At 65.7% G+C, this 17,633-nt stretch carries 17 protein-coding genes; 9 read left to right on the forward strand and 8 right to left on the reverse strand.

Annotated features, from left to right (window positions below; genetic code table 11):
- Positions 1-22: 22 nt before the first annotated feature.
- The 4 genes from IHV84_RS16070 to IHV84_RS16085 form a co-directional block, all read right to left on the reverse strand.
- Positions 23-835, reverse strand: a complete 813-nt coding sequence (locus IHV84_RS16070) for a PhnD/SsuA/transferrin family substrate-binding protein (RefSeq protein WP_233100067.1) — start codon at positions 833-835, stop codon at positions 23-25.
- A 411-nt stretch (positions 836-1,246) separates the two neighbouring features.
- Entirely contained in the window at positions 1,247-1,747 is a 501-nt protein-coding gene (locus IHV84_RS16075) for a ribonuclease HI family protein (RefSeq protein WP_198847602.1), read from the reverse strand.
- Between the two features lie 31 nt (positions 1,748-1,778).
- Positions 1,779-2,027, reverse strand: a complete 249-nt coding sequence (locus IHV84_RS16080) for a DUF3297 family protein (RefSeq protein WP_066698259.1) — start codon at positions 2,025-2,027, stop codon at positions 1,779-1,781.
- A 192-nt stretch (positions 2,028-2,219) separates the two neighbouring features.
- Positions 2,220-3,125 (reverse strand): LysR family transcriptional regulator, encoded by a 906-nt coding sequence (locus IHV84_RS16085; protein WP_198847603.1) that lies wholly within the window; start codon positions 3,123-3,125, stop codon positions 2,220-2,222.
- 85 nt (positions 3,126-3,210) lie between these two features.
- Between IHV84_RS16085 and IHV84_RS16090 the strand changes: the two genes are divergently transcribed.
- From IHV84_RS16090 to IHV84_RS16100, 3 genes are read left to right on the forward strand one after another with little or no spacing between them, the layout of a single operon-like run.
- Positions 3,211-4,587 (forward strand): acyclic terpene utilization AtuA family protein, encoded by a 1,377-nt coding sequence (locus IHV84_RS16090; RefSeq protein WP_198847604.1) that lies wholly within the window; start codon positions 3,211-3,213, stop codon positions 4,585-4,587.
- Between the two features lie 29 nt (positions 4,588-4,616).
- Positions 4,617-4,970: a hypothetical protein gene (locus IHV84_RS16095; RefSeq protein ID WP_121730342.1), complete on the forward strand. Its 354-nt coding sequence runs from the start codon at positions 4,617-4,619 to the stop codon at positions 4,968-4,970.
- A 48-nt stretch (positions 4,971-5,018) separates the two neighbouring features.
- Positions 5,019-6,011 (forward strand): tripartite tricarboxylate transporter substrate binding protein, encoded by a 993-nt coding sequence (locus IHV84_RS16100; protein ID WP_198847605.1) that lies wholly within the window; start codon positions 5,019-5,021, stop codon positions 6,009-6,011.
- A 105-nt stretch (positions 6,012-6,116) separates the two neighbouring features.
- Here the strand turns inward: IHV84_RS16100 and IHV84_RS16105 are convergent, their stop codons facing one another.
- Positions 6,117-7,010: a LysR family transcriptional regulator gene (locus IHV84_RS16105; protein WP_198847606.1), complete on the reverse strand. Its 894-nt coding sequence runs from the start codon at positions 7,008-7,010 to the stop codon at positions 6,117-6,119.
- 116 nt (positions 7,011-7,126) lie between these two features.
- On the opposite strand from IHV84_RS16105, the gene IHV84_RS16110 reads away from it, so the two are divergent.
- Entirely contained in the window at positions 7,127-7,993 is an 867-nt protein-coding gene (locus IHV84_RS16110; protein WP_198847607.1) for an MBL fold metallo-hydrolase, read from the forward strand.
- A gap of 66 nt (positions 7,994-8,059) precedes the next feature.
- A complete protein-coding gene (locus IHV84_RS16115) occupies positions 8,060-8,707 on the forward strand; it encodes a DsbA family protein (protein WP_198847608.1) in 648 nt (215 codons plus the stop codon).
- A 22-nt stretch (positions 8,708-8,729) separates the two neighbouring features.
- On the opposite strand, the gene IHV84_RS16120 is transcribed toward IHV84_RS16115, so the two are convergent.
- Complete coding sequence (locus tag IHV84_RS16120) at positions 8,730-9,620, reverse strand: LysR family transcriptional regulator (RefSeq protein WP_198847609.1); 891 nt, start codon at positions 9,618-9,620, stop codon at positions 8,730-8,732.
- A gap of 89 nt (positions 9,621-9,709) precedes the next feature.
- Here IHV84_RS16120 and IHV84_RS16125 point away from each other — a divergent pair, with 89 nt between their 5' ends.
- A complete protein-coding gene (locus IHV84_RS16125; RefSeq protein ID WP_198847610.1) occupies positions 9,710-10,663 on the forward strand; it encodes a DMT family transporter in 954 nt (317 codons plus the stop codon).
- 20 nt (positions 10,664-10,683) lie between these two features.
- Here the strand turns inward: IHV84_RS16125 and IHV84_RS16130 are convergent, their stop codons facing one another.
- Both IHV84_RS16130 and IHV84_RS16135 read right to left on the reverse strand, forming a co-directional pair.
- Complete coding sequence (locus IHV84_RS16130) at positions 10,684-11,676, reverse strand: endonuclease/exonuclease/phosphatase family protein (protein ID WP_198847611.1); 993 nt, start codon at positions 11,674-11,676, stop codon at positions 10,684-10,686.
- Between the two features lie 483 nt (positions 11,677-12,159).
- Complete coding sequence (locus IHV84_RS16135) at positions 12,160-13,782, reverse strand: sensor domain-containing diguanylate cyclase (protein WP_198847612.1); 1,623 nt, start codon at positions 13,780-13,782, stop codon at positions 12,160-12,162.
- A 604-nt stretch (positions 13,783-14,386) separates the two neighbouring features.
- Between IHV84_RS16135 and IHV84_RS16140 the strand changes: the two genes are divergently transcribed.
- The 3 genes from IHV84_RS16140 to IHV84_RS16150 all read left to right on the forward strand — a co-directional run bounded on the left by IHV84_RS16140 (position 14,387) and on the right by IHV84_RS16150 (position 17,400).
- Positions 14,387-14,545 (forward strand): hypothetical protein, encoded by a 159-nt coding sequence (locus IHV84_RS16140; protein ID WP_198847613.1) that lies wholly within the window; start codon positions 14,387-14,389, stop codon positions 14,543-14,545.
- Positions 14,542-15,375 carry a shikimate dehydrogenase gene (locus IHV84_RS16145; RefSeq protein WP_198847614.1) on the forward strand — a complete coding sequence of 278 codons (834 nt, stop codon included), beginning with the start codon at positions 14,542-14,544 and terminating at the stop codon, positions 15,373-15,375. The genes IHV84_RS16140 and IHV84_RS16145 overlap by 4 nt, the downstream gene beginning before the upstream one ends.
- A gap of 81 nt (positions 15,376-15,456) precedes the next feature.
- Entirely contained in the window at positions 15,457-17,400 is a 1,944-nt protein-coding gene (locus tag IHV84_RS16150; protein ID WP_198847615.1) for a bifunctional sugar phosphate isomerase/epimerase/4-hydroxyphenylpyruvate dioxygenase family protein, read from the forward strand.
- Positions 17,401-17,633 lie beyond the last annotated feature (233 nt).

Here is a 17,633-nt window from a genome sequence, read left to right on the forward strand (position 1 = left end):
CAGCGGGCCGGACGCGGGGGCTTTACTTCGCAGCAGCCTGGGCTTGCTGCGTCTTTTTGTAGACCTCCATCACCGTCGCAAAATCACGCTCGAAATTCACGGGCAGCATGGTGTCGTTGCCGGGCAGCAACTGCTTGAGCTTGGGCGAGAAGCTGTAGGCGTACGAGCATTTCTGCACGCGGTTTTGCACATCGGGCGATGCCGATTTGCCCAGCGTCCAGGTCTCGGTCATGAAGGGGGCGCTTTCCCACAGCGTGCGAATGCTTGAACCCTTCACGTCACCCTTGAGCACCATGCGCTGGTACAGGTCGCTGGCCACGGCGGCGGCGGGGTAAAAGCCGTGCATCACGCCCGTTACCGAGCGTTCGTGCCCGTTGGAGAAAACCACTTCGTAGTTCTTGTCCGGCACCAGCCCAATGGCCGGGAACAGCGCGCGCGGCGCCAGGTTGCCCGAGTTGGAGGTGGGTGTGGAGTGGGCAATCTTCTTGCCGATCAGGTCCTTGGGTTCCTTGTAGGGGCTGTCTACCCGCGCAATCAGGATCAGGTGGTAAGAGTTGCGCTTGCCCGATGCCTTGTTGCCCGGCACAGCGAACGGCGTGGGCTGGCCTGCGGCCACCAGCTGCGGCACCAGGCCAGGGTTGACCTGGGCCAGTTGCACCTTGCCCGACGTGATGCCATCGATCAGCTCTTTTTCGCCCAGCAGGTCGATGTTGGAGCTGCGCTCCAGCGATTCGCCATGCTGGTTCTGCAAGTCCAGGTTGCCGCAGCGTGCCAAGTGGTTGAAGTAGTCGCCCCACAGCAGCATGGTCTCGGCCCGCGCATATGTCTTGGGCATGGCCACCACAGCTTTTCGCGGGGGCTGCTGGCGAAGTTGGGGGCCGGGCTGGCTGCAGCGGCGCGCGCCTGGGCGGCTGCGTTGTTGTTCTGTGCCACGGCAGTGCCCAGCACCGTGCCAGCGCCTGCCAAAAGCACCACCCAGCGTGCATTACGTCCCATGTCGTTCCTTCCTGAAGATGTGAAAACAGTTTCCAAGACCCGGGCAGGAGCAGAGCATCTGCTCCGCGGCCTTCGATAGACCGCCTGCACCCATCACCGCGCCCTGGGGCTGGATGCGTGCAGAAGGGCCCAAACCGGCAAAGCATGCAGGAAAATTGTTGCAAAAACGTCAACTTTGTGACGTTTCAATGACGCAGGAGCGACATCGCCGCCCCAAGCCAAGGTGCTAGCAGCGTCTTTGAACAGAGGTTCAGCGCTTCTTTTTCTTGTGGCTGGGATGTGGGGCCACCTTGGCCGGTGCGCCCAGGGCGGCGCGGGCCAGGGTGTCGGCGGCGCTGTTGCGGTGGCGCGGAATCCACTGCCACTGCACGCTGTCAAAGCGCGCCAGCCAGGCGCGTGCGCTGTCAAACAGCTCGGCCAGCCGGGCAATCGGGGCAGCGGGACGCTGGCCTGGTTGCAGCGGCTGCAATTGCTCGATGAGGAGGCTGCTGTCGCTGCGCACGGCAATCGCGCGTGCGCCCAGGGCGTGGGCTTGCTGCAGCGCGGCCATCAAGGCGCGCAGTTCGGCCTCGTTGTTGCAGCCCACCAGGCTGCTGCTGTGCGACAGGGCGTGCTGCTGCCCATCGGGGGCCAGCAGCGTGGCACCCAAGCCCATGCGGCCAGGATTGGGAATGGCGCTGCCATCGCAGTGGATGACCCACAGCCCCGGCGGCGCGGGCTGCGCTACGGGCAAAGCGGCGGTATGGGTCATGCAGGCATGAGGGCGGCAGCGCTGGGCTGGGTCAGCGGTAAAACGCCTCGACGGTGCCCTTGAGCTTGATCAGCAGGGGCTGGCCCTTGCGGTCCACCGTCTTGCCAGCGGGCACTTTGACCCAGCCTTCGCTGACGCAGTATTCCTGCACATCAAAACGTTCCTTGCCGTTGAAGCGGATGCCAATGTCGTGCTCGAACACGGCGGCATTGTGGTGCGGGCTGCGCGGGTCGGACGAGAGGTGGTCGGGCAGGGCGGGTGCAGAGGTTGCGTCGGTCATGGGAGCCTGGTGCAGAAGAAATGCTAAGGGCCAAGATTCTCGCGGATTTACCCACCCGTTGGGCCCTTGGGGCTGCTGGGCCGGGGCGAGTGTGCTTGGGTGTGAGCGATGTTTTTCATCAAAATGCCCTGTAGCGCCCGCCATTAAAGCGCTAGCAGCTATTGAGTTTGTAGCAAGCGGCGCAGGCACTGCCTAGCCTGGCCGAGGCCGCCGCGCCACCATCCATTCGTACAGCGACTGCGCCGCGATCGACAGGCTCTGGTCGCGACGCCGCACCAGATAGATCTGCCTTTGCAAACCCGGCAACTGCAGCGGGCGGGTGACCACGCCGGGCTGCTGAAAGTGAAACAGCGTGAGCGCTGGCACCACGCTGATGCCCAGGCCCGCGCGCACCATGCCGGTCACCGTGGCCAGTTGCTCCACCTCCATCAGCGTGCGCATGGCCTGCGGGCGAAAGGCCGCCTCCAGGTACTGGCGCACGCTGCTGTGGCGTGCCAGGTGGATGAACGGGTAGCCCGCCAAGTCGGCCACCGCCAGCGGCTTTCTGCGCCGCGCCAGCGGGTGGGCGTCGGGGCACACCAGGTGAAAGCCATCGCTGCAAAACGGCTCGGCCTGCAGTGCGGGTGTGTCGGCGCGGATGGCGGCCAGGGCAAAGTCGGCCGTGCCGCTGGCCACGCGGTCAATGCAGGGCTCCGACAGCACATCGGCAATGTCCACCGCAATGCCGGGGTGGGCTTGCTGGTAGCTGGCCAGCACCTGCGGCAGCCAGCCCGCTGCCAGCGATGGCAGCAGCGCCACGCCCACGCGGCCGCGTTGCAGCGTCACGGCATCACGCAGGGCCGCCACGGCGGCGCGCATCTCGGCGCGAATGCGGTGGGCCGATTCGAGAAAGTTCACCCCCTCGGGCGTCAAATCCACATGCCGTGTGCTGCGGTCAAACAGGCGCGCGCCCAGGGCATCTTCCAGCGCCTTGATCAGCGCGCTGAACGCGGGCTGCGACAAATGGCACTGCATGGCCGCGCGGGTAAAGCTGCGGTGCTCGGCCAGCGCCACAAACGCATCGAGCTGGCGGGTGGAAAGGGCGGGGTTCTCATTCATTTGTTTAGCAGATGGATTGATTGCAACAATCGATTTCACAGAATAGCGCAGCCTGCGTACATTGCGCCGCAGGAGACAGCGACTGATGTCACAACACATACCCCACCTGCGCATTGGCTGCGCGGCAGGCTTTTCGGGCGACCGCACCGATGCCGCTGCGCCCGTGGTGCAGGCCCTGATTGCCAGCGGCCAGCCTGCCGTGCTGATTTTTGAAACCCTGGCCGAGCGCACCCTGGCGCTGGCCCAACTGGCCCGCCGCACCCAGCCCGATGCAGGCTATGAGCCGCTGCTGGTGGATTTGCTGCAGCCCGTGCTGGCCGACTGCCTGGCGCATGGCGTGCGCATCGTCAGCAACTTTGGCGCGGCCAACCCTGCGGGCGCAGCAAGGCGCATTCACCAACTGGCGGCTGCGCTGGGCCTGCGCGCCCCGCGCATAGCGGTGGTGCAGGGCGACGACCTGAGCGGCCCCCATCACCGGGCGCTGCTGGAGCGTGCCCTGGGCCCCGCCATGCCCACCGAGCCCATCGTCAGCGCCAACGCCTACATCGGCGCGCAGGCCATTGCCGATGCGCTGCGCGCCGGGGCCGAGATCGTGGTCTGCGGCCGCGTGGCCGACCCATCGCTGGTGCTGGGCCCGGCCATGGCGCACTACGGCTGGGCGGCCGACGACTGGAACCGCCTGGCCCGCGCCACCATGGCGGGCCATTTGCTCGAATGCGGCGCGCAAGTCACCGGCGGCTACTTTGCCGACCCCGGCTACAAAGATGTGCCCGGCCTGGCCACGCTGGGCTACCCCATTGCCGAGATCGACCCCGACGGCCACTGCACCATCACCAAGCCCGCAGGCACCGGCGGCTGCATCAACGAGCGCACGGTGAAAGAGCAGCTGCTGTACGAGCTGCACGACCCCGCTGCCTACCTGACCCCTGATGTGGTGGCCGACATCACCGCCGCGCAGGTGCTGCCCGTGGGGCCCGATGCCGTGCGGCTGGAAGGCGTGTGTGGCCATCCGCAGCCGCCCACGCTCAAGGTGAATGTGTGCTTTGAATCTGGCTGGTTTGCCGAAGGCGAAATCTCTTACGCAGGCCCCCGCGCCGAGGCCCGCGCCCGACTGGCAGGCCAGGTGCTGCGCGAGCGGCTGCAGGGCCTGGGCCCCGTGCGCGTGGACCTGATTGGCGTGACCAGCGTGCTGGGCGACGACGCCAGCACCTGGCTGGATGCGCCCGCTGCGGGCCTGGACGAAGCCCGCGATGTGCGCCTGCGCGTGGCCCTGCAGCACCGCGACCACGCCAGCGCCCAGCGCCTGGTGCGCGAGGTGACGGCCCTCTACACCTGCGGCCCCGCAGGCGGCGGCGGTGTGCGCACCGCCATGCGCCCGCGCCTGGGCACCGTGTCGTGCCTGGTGCCGCGCAGTGCCGTGGTCACCGGCTACCAGATGTGGAATGAAGGAGGCCTGCAGTGACCGACACGCGCAATGCCGAGGCCGCCCCCATGCTCACCGTTCCGCTGTATCGCCTGGCCCACAGCCGCACCGGCGACAAGGGCAACCGCTCCAACCTCAGCGTCATCGCCTGGCACCCCGCGCTGTGGGATGTGCTGGTGCAGCAAGTGACCGAAGAGGCCGTAGCCCGCCACTTTGCCGCCCGCCAACCCAGCCGCGTCGCCCGCTACCTGCTGCCCCAGCTGCACGCCATGAACCTGGTGCTGGACGACGTGCTGGACGGCGGCGTGAACGACGCTCTCAACCTCGACAGCCACGGCAAAACGCTGAGCTACTGGCTGCTGTCGTTGCCTGTGCAGGTGCCCGCTGCGCTGCGCCAGCACCTAGCCGGGCCTGCGACGTGATGCCCCCCGTTTTCGTTTGACATGACCCATAGAACAGAAGGAGACAACATGCCCGCCAACCGCTTTGCCTTGACCCGACGCCATGCGCTGACTGCCGCCGCCGGTGCCCTGATGGCCTTGTCCATCACCGCGCCCGCTGCCGCCCAAACCTTTCCGGCCAAGCCCATCACCTTTGTGGTGCCGTTTGCCGCAGGCAGCGCTACCGATCAGCTGGCCCGCGCCATCGGCCAGTCCATCACCAACGACACCAAGCAGGCCGTGGTGGTGGACAACAAGGCCGGTGCCAGCGGCATGATCGCCGCCGCCGCCGTGGCCAAGGCCGCGCCCGATGGTTACACCATTCTTATCACCACCAACACCACGCACGCTGCCAACGAGCACCTGTACAAAAAGCTCTCGTACGACCCGGTGAAAGACTTCGCGCCTATCACTGGCCTGGGCAAGGGCGGGCAGGTGCTGGTGGTCAACCCCGCATCGCCGCACAAGAGCGTGGGCGACCTGGTGGTCTTTGCCAAGAAGAACCCCGGCAAGCTGACCTTTGGCAGCGGCAGTGCATCGAGCCGCGTGGCGGGCGAAATGTTCAAGCAGCTCGCGGGCGTGGACATCCTTCATGTGCCGTACAAGAGCAACCCGTTTGCCATCACCGACCTGCTGGCCGGGCAGATCGATTTGATGATCACCGACACCTCCACCGGCATGCCGCAAATCACCGCAGGCAAGCTGCGGGCGCTGGGCTATTCCACGCAAAAGCGCAGCGCGCAGTTGCCCGAGGTGCCCACCATCGACGAAGCGGGCGTCAAGGGCTACGACATGGGCTACTGGTTTGCCGCCTACGCCCCTGCAGGCACGCCCGCTGCCGTGGTCACCCGCCTGAACGAGCTGATGCAGGCCGCCACCAAGAGCGCCACGGCCAAGTCGTTCTTCGACATGTCCGGCTCTGAGGCCTGGACCACCACCCCCGCCGACCTGGCCAAGTTCCAGGCCGCCGAGACCCTGAAGTGGGGCAAGGTGATCAAGGCCGCCGGGATTGAGGCGGAGTGAGTGCCGCTGGCAGGTTTTAGGTAAAAAATGCCTGCAGCGCTTATTGGATAAGCGCAGGCAGCTATCAATAGCGTAGCAAAAAGGGCCGTGGCAGGCGGGCGGGCGCTACCACGGCACCCCTTCAAACCGCTGCACCAAAAAGTCCAGCAGCGCTCGCACCGCAGGTGACAAGTGCCTGCGCGAGGGGTACAGCGCATAGATCGTCATCACCGGCAGATCCCAGCCAGGCAGCACCGCCTGCAACTCGCCACTGCGCAGGTACGGGTTCACGAGGTAGGTGGGCTGCAGCGCAATGCCGCCACCCGCCAGGGCCGCGCGCATCAGCGTCGTGGCCTCGTTGGCGCTGAAGGGGCTCGTTACGCTCACGCGCTCCACCACATCGCCCCGTGAAAGCTGCCACACGCTTTTGCCAAAGTTGGCGTAGCTCAGGCAGCGGTGCCGGGCCAGGTCGGCGGGCTGCTGCGGGGTGCCATGGGCGGCCAAGTAGGCGGGCGATGCGACCAGCACCGAATCGCACTGCGCCAGCGGGCGGCCAATCAGCATCGAGTCCGGCTCGGCGCTGATGCGGATGGCCAGATCAATGCGCCGCTCCACCAGGTTCAATGAGCCCTCGCTCGCGTCCAGGTCAATCTTGAGCTGCGGGTGCCGGGCCAGAAAGTCGGCAATCGCCGCGCCCAGCTGGGCATAGGCAAACGACACGCTGCACGTCAGCCGCAGCTGGCCGCGCAGCTCGCCCTCGGCGGTGGTGGCGGTTTCTTCTTCCAGGTCGGTGGTCAGCGCCAGCATCTGCTGGCAGCGGCGCAGCGCCAGCTCGCCCGCGTCGGTCAGCGTCACGCTGCGGGTGGTGCGCTGCAGCAGGCGGGCCTGCAGCCACTGCTCCATCTCGGCCACATAGCGCGTCACCATCGCGCGCGACATATCGAGCTTGTCGGCGGTGGCGCTGAAGCTGCCGCTGGTGGCCACTTCGGCAAACACGCGCATGGCGGTCAGGCGGTCCATAGTCTGCTTATTTGTTCTATTGATGAAATAAATATGCGCGAATTATCGGGTTTATTAGATCGAATGGCGCAAATAAACTTTCTCCCATCCTTCAAACACCCCTTGGAGAAAACACCATGTTCCGCACCACCCTCATCGCCGCCACCCTGTCCATCGCCTTCGCTGGCGCCCATGCCGCGCAGCCCTTGCAGGTCAAGGTCTACAACGCCGATGGCAACAGCTTCAACGTCAACTCCACCCTGGTCTATGGCGAAAAAGAAGCCATGGTGATTGACGCTGGCTTTACCCGTGCCGACGCGTTGCGCATCGCTGCCAATGTGCTCGACAGCGGCAAGGAACTCAAAACCATCTACGTGAGCCAGGCCGACCCTGACTACTACTTTGGCGTGGAGACCGTCAAGGAAATCTTCCCCAAGGCCGAGGTGGTGACCACCCCCGCCGTGCTGGCAAAGATCAACGCCAAGCTGGCAGGCAAGATCGCCTTCTGGGGCCCCAAGATGGGCGCCAACGCACCCCGCACCCCCGTGCTGCCCAAGGCCATCAGCGGCAACACGCTGACGGTGGATGGCCAGACGGTGGAGATCCGTGGCGCCACAGGCGCACTGGGGCACCGCCCATACGCGTGGATTCCATCCATCAAGGCCGTGGTGGGCAACATCGGCGTGTTCGGCACCAACATGCATGTGTGGACGGCCGACACCCAGACCGTGGCCGAGCGCAGTGCCTGGGTGGCCCAGCTCGACGAAATGGCTGCCCTGCAGCCCGCCATGGTCGTGCCTGGCCACATGCCCGCAGGCACGGCGCTGGACGTGACCAACGTGACCTACACCAAGGGCTACCTGCAAGCGTTCGAGAAGAACGCCGCTGCCGCCAAGAACAGTGCCGAACTCATCGACGCCATGAAAAAGGCCTACCCCGCCGCCCCTATGGGCCTGTCGCTGGACATCGGCGCCAAGGTGAACAAGGGCGAGATGAAATGGTGAGACCGGCCACAAGTTCACGCCCCACGGGGCTCTTGCAACCGCTTTGATTACCAGAGACACACGCCCATGACCACGCCCTCCATCACGGTGACCTATCTGTTCGACCCCTTGTGCGGCTGGTGCTACGCCGCAGCACCTGCGCTCAATTACCTGCAGGGCGTGGAGGTCATTGAGGTGGCACTCGCACCCACCGGCCTGTTCGCTGGCGCGGGCGCACGTCCCATGGACGCGCAATTTGCCGCCTATGCCTGGGCCAACGACCAGCGCATCCAGCAGCTCACCGGCCAGCCTTTCACGCGCGCATACCGCGACCACATCCTCGGTGCTGCCAACCGGCGTTTTGATTCCAGCCCCGCCACGCTGGCTCTGACCGCCGTGGCCCAGACTGCGCCTGACCGTGAACTGGAAGCCTTGCACGCCCTGCAGCATGCACGCTATGTGGAAGGCCGCGACACCGCAGAGCCCGAGGTGCTGGCGGATCTGTTGCGTGCTTTGGGCCTGGCCGATGCTGCTGGGTTGACGCTGGCGCCAGATGCCGCGCTGCACAGCTTGGTGGTCGAGCGCGTGGCCCGCGCACAGGCCACGTTGCGCGCCGTGAGCGCACGGGGTGTGCCACAACTGGTGGTGGGGCAGGGCGGTGCGCTGCGGTTGATCGGAAGCGATGAGCTGCTGGGGCCGCGCGAGAAACTGCGGGATCACATCCTGGCGGCCTGACGCCCCGAGCGGAAGGCGGTGCTCAGGTCTTAGGTGATAGTTCGCCCCGTCGCCCCAAGGTCCGCACCATCTGCTCATACATCGCATCCACGGCCGGTGAGCGTATCGACACCTTGCTGCGCAGCACCGCCACATTCATCGATGCCAGCGGCGGCAGGTCAAACTCCACCGGCAGGTTCTGCAAGATCTGCAAATGGGCTGGGGCGCTGCACCGCGTGAGCACGGCCACCGCCAGGCCGCTTTCCACCGCAGCCAGCTGCCCGACCAGGCTGGAGCTGTGGTAAACGATGCGGTAGGCCCGGCGCCGCGCCGCCAGCGCAGACAACGTGGCCTGCCGCGCCATGCTGGCCGATTCATACACCGCAATCGGCAGTGGGTCGCGCCGCCACACCTCGTACTGCGCGGAGCCCACCCAGACCAACGGTTCGTCAAACAGAAAATGCCCCCGCTGCGGCTTGTCGCGCGAGATGAGGGCCAAGTCCAGCTCGCCTTTCACCACACGCGGGATCAGTGACGTGGACTGCTCGCAGGTCAGCTCAATCTCCACCCCCTGGTAACGGTGCGCAAAGCTGCGCAGCACCGGCGTGAGGTAGGCGCTGGCGTAGTCGTCCGGCACCCCCAGCCGCACCCGGCCTGCCAGCTGGGGGCCAAACAGCGCGGCATGCGCCTCGGCCTGCAAGTCCAGCACACGGCGTGCGTACGACAGCAGCTCGGCCCCGGCAGGCGTTACCTCCAGGTGGCGCGGCCCGCGCAGCAGCACCGGGCGGCCCAGCGCCGTCTCCAGCTTCTTGATCTGCATGCTCACGGCCGACTGCGAGCGGTGCACCAGTGGCGCTGCACCCGAGAGCGAGCCTGCATCCACCACCGCCAGAAAGGCGCGCAGCCAGTCGATCTGAAAGTCTGGGTAGTTCATGGGCGGTTGGCTTTGAATTCGTTTATCGAATGGTAGCTGTTCGATTTATCCGTTTTACAGGCTGGCCGCAAAGCCTGAGCATCGGCGGCATGAATCACTCCCCATCCCGCGCCACGGCAACAGCGCCCCTTGCCGCCAAACCGCTGCCCGCCAACAGTAGCACCCGCGAGCGCGACGGCCAATGGCTGCTGATTGCTGGTGGTGTGCTGCTGGGCACCATCGGCGTGTTTGTGGAAGAGGCGGGCCAGCACCCACTGGTCACCGTCTGGTTTCGCTGTGCATTTGGCGCACTGGCGCTGCTGGCGTGGTGCCTGGGCACGGGGCGGGGGCGCGAGCTTCTGCTCAGCGGCAAAGCCCGCTGGCTGGCCTGTGCCACGGGCGTGCTCATGGTGCTGAACTGGGCGCTGTTCTTTGCGGCCATCCCGCGCACCTCCATCGCCGTGGCCACGGTCATCTTTCACATCCAGCCCATCTGGGTCATCGTGTTTGGCGCGCTGTTTTTGCGCGAGGCGATCTCGCTCCTGCAATGGGTGGCCACGGTGGCCGCGCTGGCGGGCCTGGTGCTGACCACCGGGCTGCTCGATGGCGCAGCCGCTGCTGCCGCCGCAAGCCACAGCCCAGGCTATCTGGCCGGTGTGCTGATGTGCCTGGGCGGATCGCTCTGCTACGCGGGCGTCACGCTGCTGGCCAACACGCAAAAGGCCATCAGCCCCTATGCCATGGCGCTGTGGCAGTGCCTGGTGGGGGCGGTGGCGCTGGCCTGGGCCCCTTGGGTGCTGGGCTGGCCCCCGCTGGGCGCCGCCTGGGGCTGGTTGCTGGGCCTGGGCGTGCTGCACACGGGGCTGGCCTATGTGGTGCTGTTTGCGGGCATGGCGCGCCTGGGGTTGGGTCGCATTGCAGTGCTGCAGTTTGTGTACCCGCTCACTGCGGTGCTGGTGGATTGGGCCGTGTATGGCCGCACACTCAGCCCCGTGCAGTTGGCGGGCGTGGGGTTGATGGCGGCTGCGCTGTGGACGCTGCGGCGGCCCCGGCTGGCAAGCTGACGGCCGCAGGTCGCTAGGGACTACCGCGCCACCAGCCGCACCACCATCGGCCGGTGGTCCGAGCCCAGGTCCGGCCCCGTGTGTGCCTCCACCAGTTGCCACCCCGGCGAGGCCAGCACATGGTCTAGCGGCAGCACCGACAGCCAGCCCCAGGCGTTGGGCCAGGTGGGCACCCCAGGGCCTGCGCGGCGCATCTGCGCTTGCTCCGTGCCCCACAGGCCGCGCGCCCAGGGCGTGGTGTTCAGGTCACCCGCCATCACGGCCAGCCCGCCGGCCTGGGCCAGGTGCCGGGCTTCATCCTCCAGCGCCTTGTCGCGCGCCTGGGCAAAGGCGCTGCTGATGGGCGGCATGGGGTGCAGGGCGCTCAGGTGCACGGGCTGGCCGTTCCACAGCAGCGTGGCGCGCAGGCGCAGGGTATCGAGGTCCGTGGCGGGCTGCAGCACCTTCGCATCAGCCAGCGGGTGGCGCGAGAGAATCGCCAGCCCAAACGGGTCGGACTGCGGCACGGCTAGGCGGTGGGGGTAGTGCGCGGCAATGGCTGCGTCATCGACCAGTGCACGCTGGGCCAGTTCGGTGAATTCCTGCAAAAACACCACATCCGGCGCATCGGCAGATGCCAGCCATTGCCGCAGCGGCGTGAAGTCGGTGGTGTCCAGGTTCAAGTTGGCGGTGCCTACCTTCAGCACCTTCGCGTTGGCGATGTCAGGCTCGGCTGCTGGGGGCAGGGTAGCGGGCTGCCACACGAATGACCCCGCCACCACCAGCGCGGGCACAGCCAGCCGCCATGCACTGCGCCGCAACATCCACGCCGCCAGGCCCATCGCCACAGCGCCCAACGTGGCATAGATCCACTGCCAATGCGCTGCCAGCTCCACCAGCCACTGCAGCCAAGGCACATGGTTTGTGGGCAGCGCGCGCGACAAGGGCGCCGTCAGCCCACCCAATGCGCACAGCCACACAAGCCACTGGGCTCTGATGGCGAAGAACTGAGAAACGGAGGAGCGGCTGGGCATGGTGGGGTGCAAGGGAGAGGGATTTGTGGCTGTCGCGCTATGCAGCGCTTCGGGTGGCATGCGGCGCAGTGCCGGAGTATGCGGGCTGGGCGCGAGACAAGGCCGCATGGTATTTGGTGGTGCTGACTCCGGAGGAGGATGAGGCTGTGCTATTCCAGTCGAGGCTCAACCATGTGCGGGTGTTGTATGTGGGGTTTGCGTCTCGGGGGGAGGCGGCGTACGGGTGTTCGTGAATAAAGACTGTTTTCGGCGATGAGCAACCGGCGAGCATGTTTGTCCGGCAGGCAGCTTCAGGCTGAACTGAGGCATCCGGTGATGGCGGCGTCCCATCGTTGCGAAGCCCGTTTGTGGTCATTCAGTCAGTCTCCGCAGCAGTGAACTTTGGCATCAAACGGGGGCAGGGTCATGTTCTGCCCGGGCCATAAGGGGCCGAGTGCAACGAGCCATGCGACAGCCGCGCAGAAAGTCTGCCTCGACCATCTTTTACTGAAACACGCACACGCCCGATGACTGACTTTTGGCCCGGTACATGGCGGCGTCTGCAGCGCGCAGGTAGTCGTCCACCGTCGCCAGCCTGGATGCACTGCTGACCAATCCAATACTCGCGCCACTGATCACGGTGTGTTCGCCGACCACATAAGGCGCTGCGAGGGCGGCGGCAATCTGCTCTGCGCGTTGGCTGGCTTCCGCGGGGTCAATGGACTCCAGCAGCACATTGAACTCGTCGCCGCTCATGCGGGCGACCAGATCCACCGACCGCACGCAGGATTCGAGCCGCCGCGCCACCTGTTGCAAAAGCTGGTCGCCCACATGGTGCCCGTAGGTGTCATTGACGGCCTTGAACCCATTGAGGTCCAGCAGCAGCACGGCGAACATCGTGGTTTCGCCGCGTGTCGGCCTACCATCATCGTTCACCGCCTCGCTCTGCTGTAGCGCGATGAGTTGCGCAAGGCGATCGCGGAACAACGGCCGTCCCGGCAAGTTGGTCAGCGCATCGTAGGAACTGCCACGCTCGGCCAGATCGCTGAGCGACCCCGCCATGCGCACCGCAATGCCGTTTTCAAACTCGGCGAGCCCGCGCCAGTTGACCCACACCAGCCGCCCATCTCCGTGGAACGCCCGGAAATCCACCGAAAAGTTCGGGCTGTTCCCCGCCAGGTGTCTGCGGTAGGCCGCCTGCACTCGGGCGCGGTCCTCGGGATCGATGAACTGCTCCAGAAAGCGCCAGCCACCGCTATGCACCAGATCGAAGCTGCCCAGCCCGACGATTTGGTGAAAGCGCCCGGACACATGCAGCGCGTCCGTGCGCAAGTCCCAGTACCAGATGCCGTCGTTGGACCCGCGCGTGGCCAGCGAATAGCGGTTTTCGGAGCGCAACAACTCCAGCTCGGTGTTCTTCTGCTGGGTCACGTCGATCATCAGGCCGATCATGCGGTTCGGCCGCCCCGGCTCGACCACGGCGCGGCACAGATCACGCACCCACACGACCTTGCCAGACTTGGCAATCAGCCGGTAGCTCATCTCGTAGGCATGGCTGTGCGTGGCGTTGTAGGCGGCATCGTCGATGCGCAGAGCCTCCTCCAGATCATCGGGGTGCACATGCGCCCGCCAGAAGTTCGGGTCAGCCCGCCACTCTTCCACGGAGTAGCCGAACAAGCGCTCGACCTGCGGGCTCAGAAAGGTATTGCCCACGCCGATCTCAGCCTCCCACACCACGCCATCAATCGTTTCGAGCAAGCGCAAAAAGCGCTGGCGAATCTCCACCAGCACCTGTTCGGTGACGTCGGCAATCTCGATCAGGACACCCTGGCGGCTGATCACCCGCTCCGCTGCGTCTGTCTCGGGGTGGAGTTGCAGGCGCACCCAGCAGTAGTCCGCGTCGGCAAAGCGCAAGCGGAACACCGGCATGCCCGAACGCATGGTGCCGACGTCATCGGGGTGTACGAACTCCAGCAAAGACCTGCCGAGTGCCGCAGCCACCGGATGGCCGGTGAGCTTGTGCCACGCTGGATTCAGATAAGTGATCTCCCACAGCGCATCGGTTTGCACCACCGCCTCGGGCAGCAGTTGCAGCAGTTTTGCGGACGGAGGGGAAGTGGGAAGCATGCAGGGCTGTCGCAAAAAAACGGGGTCAGGTGAAGCCAACGGATAGGAAAATCAACCACACCCGATCAAGTATGGCAGGGGTTTTGGGCAGGCTCGTGCCATACACCACTGACAAGTCGTTAGTCGATTGGCTGGTCATGCTCGAAGCAGTGGCTCAGCCCGTCGATCTTGAATGACTGCAGTTAACGCTGAGCGACGGCTTTTCTTTGGTCGCCAGCGACCGCTACGAGTCGAAACCGTCAGTCTAAGTTACTGAGTGGGGCTCGGCTGCGGGGTACCAGTTGGGTCGCGAAACGATATGGCAGCAGTACCTTCTCCAGCCGGCACTCGGGCCGGGGAAAGTTGAAGCGTCCAACAGCCGCTTCGCTGCATTCAGCGCGAGTACCAGCGAAAACGGCGACTGACTTCAAACGCTGCGAAGCGGCTCCATCCCTGAACGCTGTAGGTTGGCGGTTCTGGCACCTAACCCGCCCAAGTCGCGCTGCACACCGCGTTACCCATGTTCACAGCAGTTCAGGGTTTGCCCTAATCATTGAATAACGTACTAGTTCGTACATTTCATGCACTTCCCATCAACCAAGGCACTTTTCTGTGCTGGATGTGCATGACTTCCAATCTTCCAGGCCAGCCGCAGCGGCTGGCACCACCCGCTACCTCCCCCGCCAAGCCGCATGGGCCCGCCGGGCTGGCGGCGGGGTGGGGCTGCGGGGTGGCGCTGGCTCCTGCACTGGCATGGGTACTGCGCGGAGTGCACACCGCATGATCTCGGGCACCACGCAACTGATTGCCCATCTGGGCTACCCCACGGAGTCGTTCAAGGCGCCCATGATCTACAACCCCTGGTTTGAAAAGCGGGGGATTGACGCCGTGGTGGTGCCCATGGGCGTGAAGCCCGGCGACTATGCTGGCACGCTGGCGGCGCTTGCGCGTGTGACCAACCTCAAGGGCGCCCTGGTGACCATGCCGCACAAGGTCACCACCTTGTCGCTGGCCGATGAAATCACGCCCACCGCCCGCATTGCCGGGGCCTGCAACGCACTGCTGCTGCGGCCTGATGGCACCTGGCTGGGTGACCAATTTGACGGATCGGGTTTTGTGCGCGGGCTGTTGCGCAAGGGGCGCACGTTGCGCGGGGCACGGGTGATCGTGTCGGGGGCGGGCGGCGTAGGCTCGGCCATCGCGGCATCGCTCGCGGCCGAGGGTGTGGCCCACATCAGCCTGTATGACACCTGTGCCGCCAGCGCCGAAGGGCTGGCCGAGCGCCTGCGTACCCATTACCCGAAGCTGGTGGTGCAGACGGGCTCCAACGACCCTGCCGGTTTTGATGTGGTGGTGAACGCCACGCCGCTGGGCATGAAAGAGGGCGACCCGCTGCCGTTTGATGTGACTCGCATCGACCCTGCGGCCATGGTGGGCGAAGTGGTGATGAAGACCGAATACACGCCCCTGCTGCAAGCCGCGCTGGCCAAGGGCTGCGGCGTGCAGGTGGGTACCGACATGCTGTTCGAGATGATTCCGGCCTACCTCGAATTCTTTGGCTACGGCACCGCCACAGCCGATGAGCTGCGCGCTGTGGCGCAAATCAAGTATTGACGCTGCCGCCCGCAGGGCGGGGCGCGGTGCCCGGCCCTTGGCTTTTCTGAACCATTGATTGCTGAGACACGAGGTGTACCCATGCGCCGATCCATTGCCACCGTCTCTTTGAGCGGAACCCTGCGCCAGAAGCTCGAAGCCATTGCCGCTGCGCGCTTCGATGGCATTGAGCTGTTTGAGCCCGACTTCATCAGCTTCACCGGCAGCGCCCGCGAGCTGCGCCAGCAAGCCGCTGACCTGGGCCTGGGCATTGACCTGTACCAGCCGTTTCGCGACTTTGAAGGCATGCCCGACGAGCTGTTTCGCCGCAGCCTGTACCGCGCCGAGCGCAAGTTCGATGTGATGCAAGAGCTGGGCTGCCCGCTGATGCTGGTGTGCTCCAACACCTCGCCCGCATCGCTGGGCGATGCCGAGCGCGCGGCGGCGCAACTGCACGAGCTGGCCGAGCGCGCCAGCCGCCGCAACCTGCGCATTGGCTACGAGGCCCTGGCCTGGGGCAAGTGGGTCAACCTCTACAAGCAGGCGTGGAACATTGTCGAGAAGGCCGACCACCCGCACCTGGGGCTGATTCTGGACAGCTTTCACACCCTGTCGCTGCGCGACGACCCGACGGGCATTGCCGACATTCCCGGCGACCGCATCTTCTTTGTGCAGATGGCCGATGCGCCGCTGCTGGCCATGGACGTGATCCAGTGGGCGCGCCACCACCGCAACTTTCCGGGCCAGGGGCAGCTGGATGTGGTGACGTTTTTTGAGCAGGCGCTGCTGGCGGGCTACACCGGCAACCTGTCGCTCGAAATCTTCAACGACGTGTTCCGCGAAACGCCCAACCGCCGCACGGCGCTGGACGCCATGCGCTCGCTGCTGTTTTTGGAGAGCGAATGCAAGAACCGCCTGACGGCCCGCACGCAGGCCGCATCTGCCGAGGCCCGCGCCCCTGCCGCCACCCGCGCCTTGCAGCGGCTGGACTTGGCCGCGCCGCCCGCTGCGCAGCCGCTGGGTGGCTTCAGCTTCATCGAATTTGGTGTGGACGAGGCCGCGGGCCAGGCCCTCGCCAGCACCTTCACCGCCCTGGGCTTTGAGCACACGGGCCGCCACCGCAGCAAGGCGGTGGATTTGTATTGCCAGGGCGACATCCAGTTCGTCATCAACACCCAGCCGGGGTCGGAGGCGCGCCAGCGCTTTGACGAGCTGGGCCCGTCGGTGTGTGCCATGGGCCTGGTCGCGCCCGACCCGGTGCAGGCCGCCAACCGCGCAGCAGCCCTGCTGTCGGCCCGGCACACCAGCCCGCTGGGGCCGAACGAGCTGCAGCTGCCCGCCATCATCTCGCCCGGCGGCGCGGTGGTGCACTTTGTGCACGCGGGCTCCACGCTGGATGCCGACTTTGTGGCGCCCGTGCCGCGCGCGCCGGTGCCGCAGGCAGGCGGCCTCACGCATGTGGACCACATGGCGCTGGCGTTGGCGCACGACCAGCTCGACACCTGGACGCTGTTTGCCCAGTCCATCCTGGGCCTGAGTGCGGGCGAAAGCCTGGAGCTGGCCGACCCGTTCGGGCTGGTACGCAGCTGCGCGCTGAGCAATGCCCAACGCAGCCTGCGCATGGTGCTCAATGTCTCCAAAAGCCAGCGCACGCGCACGGCGCAGCAGGTGCGGGCCACGGGCCGATCGGGCGGGGGTGTGCACCATATTGCGCTGGCCACGCAGGATATTTTTGCCACCGTGCAGACTTTGCAGGCCCATGGCGTGAAGTGGCTGCCCATCAGCCCCAACTATTACGAAGACCTGCTGGCACGCCTGGATCTGGATGAAGACTTGGTGCGCCGCATGCAGGCGCTGAACATCGTGGCCGATGTGTCGCCCGGCGGCGGGCGCTTTTTGCACGCCTACACCGAACCCTTTGCCGACCGCTTCTTCTTTGAAGTGGTGCAGCGCGAGGGCGGTTACGACGGCTATGGCGCGGTGAACGCCGCTGTGCGCATGGCCGCGCAAGAGAATGCGCACCAGCGCGCCGGTGCTGGGCCGTGAGAGGGATGCCCGTGGGCCTCTTGTTGGGGTGGGAATATGGACAAAAACGGCACTGGCGCTTGCTGCATAAGCGCTGGCAGCTATTGATTTGATAGTGCTATTGCCTGGAGCCAAGCCGCAGCCCTGACCCATGCAGCCATCCCCTGCGCGGCTGGGTACCCCTGCCATGCCCTTGGGTGTAAGAACCTTATATGGACGCCCCGAATAAGCCAAGCCCTCACTCACTGCTGCCA

It is taken from the genome of Acidovorax sp. IB03 (assembly GCF_016406015.1).
Lineage (GTDB): Bacteria > Pseudomonadota > Gammaproteobacteria > Burkholderiales > Burkholderiaceae_C > Acidovorax > Acidovorax temperans.